Annotated in this window: 10 protein-coding genes; all 10 read right to left on the bottom strand. The window is 33.4% G+C overall.

The window, feature by feature from the left end; all coding sequences use genetic code 11:
* Positions 1–90: 90 nt before the first annotated feature.
* The 10 genes from HQN83_RS10800 to HQN83_RS10755 all read right to left on the bottom strand — a co-directional run bounded on the left by HQN83_RS10800 (position 91) and on the right by HQN83_RS10755 (position 12,200).
* Positions 91–2,028: a polysaccharide biosynthesis protein gene (locus HQN83_RS10800; RefSeq protein WP_173090352.1), complete on the bottom strand. Its 1,938-nt coding sequence runs from the start codon at positions 2,026–2,028 to the stop codon at positions 91–93.
* 94 nt (positions 2,029–2,122) lie between these two features.
* Entirely contained in the window at positions 2,123–2,677 is a 555-nt protein-coding gene (locus HQN83_RS10795) for a PglD-related sugar-binding protein (RefSeq protein ID WP_173090351.1), read from the bottom strand.
* Positions 2,678–3,586 carry an MraY family glycosyltransferase gene (locus HQN83_RS10790; protein WP_246254449.1) on the bottom strand — a complete coding sequence of 303 codons (909 nt, stop codon included), beginning with the start codon at positions 3,584–3,586 and terminating at the stop codon, positions 2,678–2,680.
* 43 nt (positions 3,587–3,629) lie between these two features.
* Positions 3,630–4,577, bottom strand: a complete 948-nt coding sequence (locus tag HQN83_RS10785) for an NAD-dependent epimerase/dehydratase family protein (RefSeq protein WP_173090349.1) — start codon at positions 4,575–4,577, stop codon at positions 3,630–3,632.
* Positions 4,574–5,743 carry a glycosyltransferase family 4 protein gene (locus HQN83_RS10780; protein WP_173090348.1) on the bottom strand — a complete coding sequence of 390 codons (1,170 nt, stop codon included), beginning with the start codon at positions 5,741–5,743 and terminating at the stop codon, positions 4,574–4,576. Before HQN83_RS10780 ends, HQN83_RS10785 begins: the two co-directional genes overlap by 4 nt.
* 3 nt (positions 5,744–5,746) lie before the next feature.
* Positions 5,747–7,171: an alginate lyase family protein gene (locus HQN83_RS10775; RefSeq protein ID WP_173090347.1), complete on the bottom strand. Its 1,425-nt coding sequence runs from the start codon at positions 7,169–7,171 to the stop codon at positions 5,747–5,749.
* Between the two features lie 168 nt (positions 7,172–7,339).
* Positions 7,340–8,431, bottom strand: a complete 1,092-nt coding sequence (gene wecB / locus HQN83_RS10770; protein ID WP_173090346.1) for a non-hydrolyzing UDP-N-acetylglucosamine 2-epimerase — start codon at positions 8,429–8,431, stop codon at positions 7,340–7,342.
* 22 nt (positions 8,432–8,453) lie between these two features.
* Complete coding sequence (asnB, locus tag HQN83_RS10765; RefSeq protein ID WP_173090345.1) at positions 8,454–10,304, bottom strand: asparagine synthase (glutamine-hydrolyzing); 1,851 nt, start codon at positions 10,302–10,304, stop codon at positions 8,454–8,456.
* A gap of 20 nt (positions 10,305–10,324) precedes the next feature.
* Positions 10,325–11,242, bottom strand: a complete 918-nt coding sequence (locus tag HQN83_RS10760) for a hypothetical protein (protein WP_173090344.1) — start codon at positions 11,240–11,242, stop codon at positions 10,325–10,327.
* Between the two features lies 1 nt (position 11,243).
* The gene (locus HQN83_RS10755; protein ID WP_173090343.1) at positions 11,244–12,200 is read right to left on the bottom strand and encodes a hypothetical protein; all 957 of its coding nucleotides are present in this window, start codon (positions 12,198–12,200) and stop codon (positions 11,244–11,246) included.
* Positions 12,201–12,378 lie beyond the last annotated feature (178 nt).

Raw genomic sequence — 12,378 nt, 5'->3', positions numbered from 1 at the left:
GCAAAATCAATCGTTTGCGTAAAAAAGGTGCGATTTTTATAGTTTATCTAATTTGACCTTAAGTGTGTTTAGGGTATTTATTGAGAACACTTAATTTGATATAACATCAAACTCCTCGAATTTAGAGTTTTTGCTCTTAAATTCAGGAACTATGGTTTTCATTTGTATAACAACTTTTCTATTGTCATTAATAACAGCATGTTCAACCAGTTTATAGATTTGAGCTTCAATTTCATTAAAAATATACTCACGAACCTTACCGATCATGATCTTCTCATGATGCGTAGGCATGGTATTCTCATTATCATTCAACAGCTCCTCATATAGCTTTTCTCCTGGTCTTAAACCCGAATAGGTTATCTTAATGTCTTCATTAGGCACTAACCCGGCAAGACGAATCATTTTCTTAGCCAATTCAACAATTTTAACGGATTTACCCATGTCAAAAACATAGATCTCTCCACCCTTACCCATACATCCGGCTTCCAATACCAATCTACATGCTTCTGGTATGGTCATGAAATAACGCGTAATTTCAGGATGGGTAACCGTTACAGGACCACCTTTTTCAATTTGTTGTTTAAATCTAGGGATTACAGAACCATTAGATCCTAAAACATTTCCAAAACGAGTAGTAATAAACCTGGTAATTGGCTTTACATTTAGATCATTGATATACCCTAATCCATTTGAAAATATGAAATCTGGAGTTGTTAGAGAATTATTTAATGATTGTACATAAATCTCAGCAATACGTTTAGAAGCCCCCATAATATTTGTAGGGTTAACAGCCTTATCAGTAGATATCATTACAAATTTCTGAACACCGTGTTTTACAGACAAGTCAGCAATCGTTTTTGTACCCAATACATTCGTTTTAATGGCCTCTGCAGGATTATCTTCCATCATAGGCACATGTTTGTATGCGGCTGCATGATACACGTAATGCGGCTTAAATGTCTCAAACAAGAAATTCATACGTTTTTCGTCTTTTACATCTCCAATAAACGCATGAAAATTAATATTCTTATGCGTTTCTTCGAGTTCAAGATACAAATGGTGCAGAGCAGTTTCACTATGATCGCAGAGAATAATCAAACCCGATTCAAATTTCAGCACCTGTCTTACGATTTCACTACCTATAGATCCAGCTGCACCCGTAATTAAGATCCGTCTACCCTTTAGTTGGTTTTGTATACCTTCAGTATCAATATGAATCGGCTTTCTATTTAACAGATCTTCAATATTGAGGTTCTGAATTTGGGCAGTACTTCTATCACTGCGAGACCAAACATCAGCTGGCGGAATATTTAGTACTTTGACGTCATTCTCCAGACAAGCATCTACAATTTGCTCCTTTCTATCTGTCGGTATAGTGTAAGAAGCAAATATCACTTCATCCACTTCATGTTTGATAATTAAGGTTTCAAGTGTAGCAGCATCAAGAATCTTAATTCCGTCAATAGTTTTTCCAACCTTTCGTAAATCGTCATCCACATAGGCAACAATAGTCTTATTTACTTTAGCATCATGATCAAAGGTCCTTTTGGTAGCGACCCCTGCTTCTCCTGCACCATAAATAATTATTCTGATTTTATCTAGTTTAGCATTTTTTATATACATAAAAAAGTACTTCACAATTACTCTGTAGGTTATTAAGAACAAAAAGCTAAATAGCGAATAGATGATGATGGTGACATTACTTAAAATTCTATCACCTCCCAATACAATTATAATGGCATTAGAAAAGAAAATCGCAAGAGAACTTAAGATCACCGCAAACAGTATTCTAAACGAATCCTGCGCACTGGTGTAACGAACAATTCCTGCAAAAGTTTTAATATTAAAAAATACAAGCGTATTTACGACAACAACAAGCAATACCGACTTATATAATGCTAGTGCGTTAATATTTTCAAGAATAAAATTGTTTTTGAGAACTTTTGCGAGAACGAGAGCAAAGACACTCAAACAAATATCGATTGTGAATATAATCCAGCGGGGTACGATTTCTAGTTTAGTGAACATTCATGGGTGATTTTATCCAAAAACAAACTTAGCAATAATTAAACCAAACTTCTAATACCCAAAAGTAGGTATATTGTTATTTGCAAGCAAATGATTATGGACGAACTAATGAAAGCGGTGTTACATGGCTATTTTCAGCAATTTCAGTATTTCTTAATACAATTACACCTGGATCAATTTTCACTCCATTTTTTATTATAGCTGCTCCCCCAATATAGGCCATTGGCCCAATATGTACAAAATCATAAATACTTACTTCATGGTCAACACATGCACCAATATTTATGATACTATGGTCACCAACGCTTACCTCTGCTTGTACTACTGCATTGGCCAAAATAACAGTTCCTTTTCCAATTAAAGCAAATTCTGAAATTGATGCTTTAGGGTGGACTAAGGTTGCAAAATTATGCTTTAGTTTATGAGTAAGGGTTTTGCGAGCCATATTGTCACCAATAGCAATAATTAATCTAGCCTCTTTGTATAATGCAGGATTATATTTCAGAACCTGAATACCCATGAAGGTTCCATTTTCCTCTTCAACATTATCATCAAATACACATTCTATAATACCACCAAGCTCTAGTATCAAATCTACCACAACCTTGGCATGCCCTCCGGCACCGTATATTACATAAGATTTTTCCATTTAGTCAGACAATTTAACCATTAATCTTGGTTTCATAAAAGTATAAATCAAAATTAGCGGTATCAAGATCAACGCAACTAATGTATAAAAATTAAACTCTCCAAAAATAATCAACACTATGATTAACATCTGTGACAGCGCATAAATCGAGGAGACAATAAGATGAGGCATTTTTTGTTCATTAGCCATAAGCTGATAAAGGTGTAATCTATGAGCATCAAAAATATTCTGCTTCAAATAAAGACGATGAATAATGGTCAATGCTGTTTCAACACCGTAAACCGATAAAAATAAAATATAAGAATAATTATCTGTTTTCAGAATCAATTGCATTATCAGCATAATAACCCAAAAAGCCATAGTAATACTCCCAACATCCCCAGCAAAGCATTTTGCTTTTTTCCTAAAATTGAAATAAAGAAAAACTAAACAAGAGATAATCGGGAACCAAATCATATCTGGGGCAGCAAAAGAACTTTGGCATAAATTTACATACTGCAATCCACCTAAAACTACGAGGCTATACAAACCTGTTATCCCATTAATCCCATCCATAAAATTATAGGCATTAATTGTACCTATGACAAGAATATAAAGCATAACTATAGCCCACCACGAGAGAATTCCAAATACTGGTAAGAAATAAAACATTAATGTTACAGCTGCTAAGTGAAATAAAACCCTAATTCTACTCGAAAGGGTAATTCGGTCATCTATAAAACTTATTATTCCAATAATGGATGCTCCAATCATAGGAATAAAATATTGCTGATCTAAAGTTCCCGATATGATGATAGCAACAAGAAAAATTATACCTCCACCTCTAATAGTTGTTTTTGTATGTGAACTTCTTTCATTTGGCTTGTCTATGATATTGAACTTGTCCGCAATCTTGAAGTAGATTAACATCGATAGAAACAAAAAAATAAAAATTAATATGTAAAGCATAATCTTAACTTGAATGGAAACTTTTTATAGTTGTTAAAAGTCCTTCTCTGGAGGATGTAGGTAAATTTTTAATTCTCAATGCAAGCTTAATCTTGTTATTAGATACCACATAGCTTTCCGTGAGTTTCCTTAGTCTTTCTGAATTCAATGGAAGTCCCAGTTTGTCTCCTATCGAGGCGAAAGTTTTAATAATTCTGGAATTTATTTTCCAAAGCCTTGCTTCTTTACCATCAGCTTCTGCAATTATCTTAATCACATCATTAGTAGATAAAGCTTCGTCATCTGCAACATTATAAATACCACCATCGATATCTTGGTCCGAAATTATTTTTTCGATAATAAAATTAAGATTATGAATAGACAAAAAAGATCGTTGATTTTTAAATCCTGCAAGGGGATATGGGATCCCCTTCTTCACTACATTATATAGCAAATTAAGATTCCCCTTATTTCCTGGCCCATGAATCATACAAGGTCTAATTATAAAAAGTCTTTTCCCCGCAGGCAACGACTGACTTAACAAATAAGATTCTGCTTGTAGTTTTGACTGACCATAAGGAGTATAAGGTGATGGTGTCACATCTTCTTTCAAAATTCCGTCAACTTCATCAGCTACAGCTTTAACACTACTAAAGTATATGAAATCCTTAATCTCACTCTGAAGGAAAAGATCAAACAACAATTTCGTTAGGTCAGTATTTACTTTAAAATACTCATTATCATTTGCGGTCTTTTTAAGATCGTGTGCCTTTCCTGCAAGATGAATAATAGCACAAAACTCTTTCTCTTTAATCAAAGAAAGGTCATCCCAAGTAAATCCAGAATAATCCTTTAAATTTTGATCTGGCTGTTTTCTGCCCAAACCCGATACAACGTATTTATTATTTTTAAGATACGATGATAAATTTGACCCTACAAAACCCTTAATTCCAGAAATTAATATATTACTCATAGCAAATTCTCTATTATTGATTTAGCCATCAGGGTATTTATTACATCACGCTTAAATTTAGCCTTAAATTCATTTCTAAAAGCCGTATGATATTTATACTCTCCCAACTGCCTAACCATCTCATCAACTTGTCCCGGTAAAAAAAGAATACGATTAGGAATATTCTCATCGATAAATTGATTAGCGAAACCAGCAACACCAGCAATTATCGGTTTGTCGTAGGCTCCTAATTCAAAAATTTTAGATGGAAGAACTTTCTTAAATGCATCGTAATCATTAAGATGTAAAAACAAAAAATCAGAATCGTCGTAAATTTTCAATAACTCTTTTCGAGCAACCGGCTTCCTTAGTTCAACATTGGTCAATTGAAGACGTTCAATTTCATCTATTAACTTTTGCTTAACCCCTCCATCACCTATAATTAGAAAGCGATATCCTTCGCCTAAAGCTTTTGCTGCCTGAGGTACGATAATATGTAAACCTTGTCCTTCACCTAAATTCCCGGCATAAGTAATTAGTTTATATGGACGATCCTTAGCAATTGTTGCCGACAAGTTTAAAAACTCGGGATCAATTCCATTTGAAAAATACGAATATTTAGGTTGTTTGAATTTTTCAAAATATGATTTAAATCCACCAGATATTAAATTGATATGAGTTGCATATGAAAATACCTTTCTTTCTATAATTTTAAGGATAGGCATCACTCCGGCCTTCAATATTGGATTTTTCAAAACATCTTTCATCGTATCAATAAATATGTCTCTAACATCCAGGTATAAAGGAATCCCTTGTTTTTTAGCTATAGTATAGCCCAAATATGCTGTAAATAACCGCGAAGAAGAAGAAAACACCATATCATATTTCTTATCTTTGATCAGTCGATTTGCTTCTAAGAAATATGTTTTGAATGAGTTTATCTGATCTATAAATCCGCTTTTATGTTTAGGGATTAGTATCCTGTGAATTTTCATATTACCACGGTCCTCAAAAGCTGGAGCCGAGGCATCAAAGGTACCATAGCGATTTGGCAGGGTGGTAACTACATCTATTTCCACATCATCTCCTAGTTGATTAACAAGTTCTTTAGCTAAAGGAGAATTTCTAAAGGACCCTGCGCAAAGATCCGGCTCAAAATAAAAACTAAAGTATAGTATCTTTTTCATTTTCTAATTGTTAACATGAATAGATGTTTTAACACTATTCCTAAAATTCGCGACCAATTTATTGGCCTTTATATAATTATTATAACCGTTTGCATAATCATATTGAACGAGTGACAGATTGCTTATATTTTCAAGAACAATACGACCAATCCCTTCGATAACAACTATTTTTTCGTCCAAAACTTTAACTATACAATCCGGGTGAAAATGAAATGATAAAACACCACTACTAGTTCCAATGTCATCAAAAATTTCAATCTTGTCGGTCGCAAAGATAAATGATCTCTGATGCAATACTCCAAAGTTATTTAAGTAGCCATCGTGGTCTGCAACCAACTGACTATCACTCTCACGAATCACTTTTACCTTGGCACGTTTACCAACCCTAAAACCACCCCAAACTTCTGATTGATTAGCTCCACCTATTGTAACAGTATTATGAGCTGCAGTAGATCGTTCCTGGCTCCTAATCTCCCCTATTTGGTATGTAGACGTTCCTATATCAACAATAAATGGTTTTTGATTTGCATACAACACGAGGGACAAGGCATCAGCATGACTGTGTCCTGGTTGATAAGAAGGTCCAACAGCTCCAACATCCACTATACATTCATAAATACCAGAACCGAATTTCCTATATCCTGATCCCTTTAATTTTGAAGTGCTCCCTCCCGACAATCCCAATTTTTGTCCATACTCAAAAAGCAAACTAGAGTCTAATGCTATTCCAATTGAACTATCATTAAAATGAGGTATATCACCATTCAAGAATGTCATATTTTTTAACCAATTCAGCATTTTAATAGCCTTTTGCTGAATAAACTCCAAAAACCTGGGGTTCTGATCCTCCACTTCAGTGTACCAATCAATTAGTTCAAGAATCCTAAACAATATAATTTGATGATACATTGGACTTAATTCAAAATGACCACCATCATCTAATACTTGCTCATCTAACTCTTTAAACAGAATTTTTTCTGCTGTGATCTTCCAGGCTTTCTCACGAAAAGCATATCCACTCATAATCATTGCAAATCCATTTTCCAGCAAATGATTTCCTAACAAATGATATTCAAGATGATCACTTAGATATTTGGTTTGGCGATAAATAGAGGAAACAATCTTAGGATTAAGTTCATTTTGAGAAGAGCAATACCGTATCATATTCATGATTCTTATCGAAACCGGATACGGCTCTAATTTAAGCCGCCCATCACTTAGCCAATCAGTTATTTCCAGAAGCCAGGAATTTTTAGTTTCAATATTTAAGCTATTCTGATTTAAATAATTGAAATATTGAAGATTATAATTCCAAAGTTTGCCATATCCTTGATAATTCCAGTCAATCTGATCGGAAAAATTATGAGAAAGGTTAAGAAAATAAAAGGTTCTATCCGCTTTTGCAGATCCTCCTAAAGAATTCTTCAAAGTAAAAGACAACCTGTTAAAATCAGAATATAACTTAGAATTATAATCATATTGGTTCAAATTTTTCACTCTTTTTAAGCGGTAAAAAATTTGATAATAAATCTGGGTAAGTTTTAAATGCCTTACCGTATCAATTAACAATCTAACCTTACTAACCATTCAACTAAACTATACTTCCATTTTCAATAACTGCTGAACAATTCTTTCAGCAGTTTTACCATCCCATAACTCAGGAATACCCCCTTTTTTCCATTGATTCGAAAACAATTTTTCGAAGGCGGGAGGAATTGACTTTGGGTTAGTTCCTAATAATTCGTTGGTACCTATAGAAATAGTTTCAGGGCGTTCCGTATTATCTCGTAAGGTCATACATGGGACACCCATAACTGTTGTTTCCTCTGTAATTCCACCCGAATCCGTTACTACTGCTTTTGCATTTTGTACCAAATAGTTAAACTCCAAATAACCTAATGGCTCTATAAGGTGAAGATTTGGGGCATCGATGCCAATGTTCTGAAGCATTTTTGCTGTTCTTGGATGTACAGGAAAAACTAACGGAAGTCCTTTAGAAGACTCAACTATTGTATCAATTAGTTCCTTCAACTGAGTATCCTGATCAACATTTGCAGGTCTATGTAAAGTAATTACAATGTATTCTTTGTTTTTTAATTCCAGTCCCTTCCATACTTCTGGCTGAGTAAAGCGAGGCATCTGTTTTAAAAGTGTATCAATCATAGTATTTCCGACAAAAAAGATTCGTTCATCTTCAATACCTGATAGTTTTAAATTTCTATTTGCGACAGCAGAAGTTGTAAAGAAATAGTTTGTAATGCTATCCGTTACTAATCTATTAATTTCTTCTGGCATCGACCAATCTCCAGATCTTATTCCAGCTTCAACATGTGCAACTTTAACATGCAATTTCTGAGCTACAATTGCGCATGCCATAGTACTTGTTACATCCCCAACTACTAAAACAATGTTTGCTGGGTTTGCAAGAAGATCCTGCTCAAACCTGATCATGATATTTGCTGTTTGTTCCGCTTGTGTTCCTCCCCCAGCTTCAAGATTAGCATGTGGCTCCGGAATTCCTAGTTGTTCAAAGAAATCTCCCGACATTTTTTTGTCGTAATGTTGGCCTGTGTGGATTAATCTAAAGTCAATAGATTCTCCTGAAGCTTTAGCTCTTTGGATTGCATGAATTATTGGTGCAATTTTCATAAAATTAGGCCTTGCACCTGCTATGATTGTAATTTTCATTATCTGTTTATTAAAAAATCAATTATTTATTTATGTTATACCATGAGGATAGGTACAATAACTGAAATACTTTATAGGTATTATTGGATCGTTTTTGAAAATGAGCTTTAAATATCTCTTTTACTGTTTCTTCTTTTAGTATACTAAATAGGCTATTTTGTTTTACAAAATTAATTGCTTTATCATAGCCTATATCATTAATAGCTGCATCCATTGGAGGATTAAATCCAGCTTTACGCCTATTAACAATAGAGGCGGGTAATTCCTTTAAAAGCATATTCCTTAATGGCTTCTTCGTTTTCCTTAAGCTGATCAATTCTGAATCTTCTAATGAAAATCCCAATTCAAATAAATCTTTAGTAGCTAATGGTACTCTCAGCTCCTGACTTTCTAGCATAGAGGATTTATCTGCTACCATAAAATTATGACTAAGAAACCCGTACAAATCTAAGATCATAGCTTTTTTCATATTGCTATGTTCAGTAAATGGGGCTATAATTTCACTCAGTTTATTCTTATATTCATCAAAAAGAGGCTGTTCCACTAATAAATCAGATATTTCCGATTTTGAAAACACGCCAACCAAATTCGTATATTTGAATATAAATTCCTTTTCGCCTAAAAAACTATTAAATCTTTCTATTTTCTTTTTAAAAGATGGAAGTTTTGCACAAAAAAGATTTACAAGAGGTCTAATAAAAGAAAATAGCTTCTCAAACTTTAACATTTGATATCGTGGATAACCTCCAAAAATTTCATCGGCTCCCATACCGCTTAACATTACAGTATACCCCCTTTTTTTCGTTTCATGAGAGAGTTGTTGAGAGGATATAAAAGTAAAATCTGCAATAGGCTCTTCTGTCACCTTACTCAAATGTGTAATCTGATTCAAAAAGGTATCACCGTCTAATGCCTCTTTATCTGATAGCTTTATCGCCTCAAGATCAGCTTGAAATAACTCTGAAATTCTTGTCGCATAACTGTAATCACTTGTCATTCCTGCTTCCTCATACTCCTTTTCTGAAGCCTTAACAGTAAATGCATGAGTTTCCTTCCTTAGCTCACTTAAAATTATGCTTGAATCAACACCCCCACTAAAAAAAACGCCTAATGGAACATCACTAACCGTTTGTTCATGAATTGACCTTTTTACTAGATCATCAACCTGATCAACCTTATAATCTTTCTTTGCGGGAGCCCAATAAATTACTTGTTCACTTTTTAATTCTGGTGCTTCACTAAAATTAATAATCCAATATGTACCAGGGCTAATTTTTTTAATATCTTTAAAACCTGTATCTGGCTCATAAAGGAATCCACTTAGCAGAAATTCTGTTAATTGATTTTTATCGATTTCTTTTCTAACACCTGGGATTTTTTCTAATGATTTAATTTCAGAAGCAAAAGCAAATAACTCTGTGTCTTGAAAAAAATAAATAGGTTTAATACCCAGCTGATCTCTTGCAATAAATAGTCGCTCTTTTATTTTATCAAGGATACAAAATGCAAATATTCCATTTAATTGGTTAAGCATATCAGGACCGTACTCAATATACATATGTAATAAAACTTCTGTATCACTACTAGTTTCAAAAGCATGTCCTTTAGCTTTAAGCTCATCTTTAAGCAATTCATAATTGTAAATCTCACCATTAAAAACAATAGAATAATTATCCTGATTTTTGTGAAACGGTTGATTCGCCGAGGTGGTCAGGTCAATTATACTCAATCTACGATGACCCAATCCAATATTTACATTTTTGAATTCATAATAATATTCACCCATCGCATCTGGCCCTCTATGAGCCATGGCCACTAGGCTGTCTTTTAATTCAATTTTATGATTGGAAATAAATCCTGAAATACCACACATATAATATAAATGTAAAATTATTAATTAGTAAGTTTTAAGACATTTTTCGCCCCAACATCTTCTATAACCACCTTAGCTCCAGTCATATATGGATCAGTCACTAAACACCCTAATGAATTCTGTCCATATTTAAATGCGACCTTACAAACTTCAACATAAGGCATAACAACTTTATTTTGAACACAGCCAACCTTACTATCTTTGTTATCAAAATAGAAAGCTACTCCAGAGCCTTCGGCGGCCATATGATTTATTACATTTCCGTTTCCGTTAATATACATACCAATATCACACTGTCCAACTCTACCTCCTATCCAAGTATTTGCGTTCGGGCACCGGCTTGGCATCGATTGACTGTATGTAAATTTCCATCCAAAATTATTAATCTTGCCATTTTGATTGGCCCCTTGAATAAAGCAATTTTCAAATAAATTATAATAACTCCCCGTCCCATTAACATCCCCAGATAATTCAACACCAGTTTGGTTATTTGCAGTTAATGTTATACTACAGTTTTTTAAACTTGAGTAAGAGCTTTTCCAACGAATACCTGTAGCTCCTTCTTTTAAAATCACTATGGACAAATCAGAAATGGAAACTCTTACTGGATAGTTCTTATTATTCACATTGCTAAAATCAATTGCGGCACCCGTACCGGCATAATTAATCGTACACATATTACCTTTTATAACTATACCATTTGACTTTACAACTAATGGCTTTAGTATATTTATGACCCTTCCCACTGGGAAGTTAACAATACCTCCTTTGTCAATAAGAGTCTGCATTTCATCCGAATCATCATTCGAAGTAGCATAAGTACCATTGACTTTTGGGTTCGGAAAAGACATTTTAGTGAAAACACTATCTCTAAGTGCAAAAACAAATTTCGGTGATATTCCAATAAACATTAGAATTATAAAAATTGACTTCTTCATATTAAGATTTAGAATTTGGTTTAACATTTTTTTTTATGTAATGACTAACTTGAACATATCCTAGGGCAAAAGGCAGAAGTTTATCAATAAAAATTCCATATGCAAATAAATACTCTATCATACACCCAACTATAAATAGAACAAAAAATCTTTGAGCGTAGTTTTTACTAGTTATTCCTTTCACTGCATTAACAATATAAATTGAAAATGTAATGAAGAAGAGCAAGCCATATTTTGATATTATCGAAATTGGGGAAAAATGCGCATTCCCATAATCCTCTGCTACAACCTCTGAGTCTCTTTTAAAAGAATAAGTAAAACCAACTCCCTTTCCAATTACATAATCTAAAAATGACATATTTTCATTAATAGATTCAATTTCAGCAAATCGTCCTCCAGTAAGTTTATCTAAAGTACTAACATCATGTATATCTGCCGTCTCAATAGTACTACTAAGTTTATTACCCGCTTGGGAAGTTGATATTGAATCCCTATTTGGCAAAAGATATATCATGATTCCAACTAATCCCAAACCAAGAAGTAATTTAAGTGACTTCCCTTTACCTATGAACAATAAGAAAGCTACAAAAATTGAAATACAACCCACTAAAATAGCCCTTTTCCCACTTAAAAAAGCAAGTACAATACATAACAAAACTATTCCCATTTTATTATCGAGAAGTGATTTTATATATGCAGGGCTTAATATCGGTGTAAGTCCCAGATAAGCAGCAGAATCAGCCTTAAAAATATAAAAAGCTGATAAGCTTACAACAGCACTTGATAACGTTATCCAAACATACCTTTTTATAAAAACGAGAAATTGCATTTTAAATACTTTCTCATTTGATCCATTTCTTATAATTACCATTTTTAATAAAAAATTTAATGGTAGCAAGAAATCTGTAATAAATCTTCTGCTTATTTCATTCTCAACAAAACCAACTATGAGAGACATGCATAAGAACAATAGATAAATTAAATCTAGTTTAATAAACTTAATTCTTTTATAATTAACAGTTATGAAGAATAAATCAATAAAAACCCATGTCGACAAGAATATTGATATCAAAATCGATCTGTCCGTACCGGACATAATTAATGTTGGGAGCTGTACAAATGCTAACAACAAAATA

Source organism: Pedobacter foliorum, from assembly GCF_013266735.1.
Classification (GTDB): Bacteria; Bacteroidota; Bacteroidia; order Sphingobacteriales; family Sphingobacteriaceae; genus Pedobacter; species Pedobacter foliorum.
Note: the sequence above shows the minus strand (reverse complement) of the source record. Positions and strands in the feature narration are given on the sequence as shown.

Excerpts from the sequence above, each read along its gene's own strand:
- HQN83_RS10800 (WP_173090352.1), bottom strand. The coding sequence starts at position 2,028 with ATGTTCACTAAACTAGAAATCGTACCCCGCTGGATTATATTCACAATC.
- HQN83_RS10795 (WP_173090351.1), bottom strand. The coding sequence starts at position 2,677 with ATGGAAAAATCTTATGTAATATACGGTGCCGGAGGGCATGCCAAGGTT.
- HQN83_RS10790 (WP_246254449.1), bottom strand. The coding sequence starts at position 3,586 with ATGTTAATCTACTTCAAGATTGCGGACAAGTTCAATATCATAGACAAG.
- HQN83_RS10785 (WP_173090349.1), bottom strand. The coding sequence starts at position 4,577 with ATGAGTAATATATTAATTTCTGGAATTAAGGGTTTTGTAGGGTCAAAT.
- HQN83_RS10780 (WP_173090348.1), bottom strand. The coding sequence starts at position 5,743 with ATGAAAAAGATACTATACTTTAGTTTTTATTTTGAGCCGGATCTTTGC.
- wecB (WP_173090346.1), bottom strand. The coding sequence starts at position 8,431 with ATGAAAATTACAATCATAGCAGGTGCAAGGCCTAATTTTATGAAAATT.
- asnB (WP_173090345.1), bottom strand. The coding sequence starts at position 10,304 with ATGTGTGGTATTTCAGGATTTATTTCCAATCATAAAATTGAATTAAAA.
- HQN83_RS10760 (WP_173090344.1), bottom strand. The coding sequence starts at position 11,242 with ATGAAGAAGTCAATTTTTATAATTCTAATGTTTATTGGAATATCACCG.
- HQN83_RS10755 (WP_173090343.1), bottom strand. The coding sequence starts at position 12,200 with ATGTCTCTCATAGTTGGTTTTGTTGAGAATGAAATAAGCAGAAGATTT.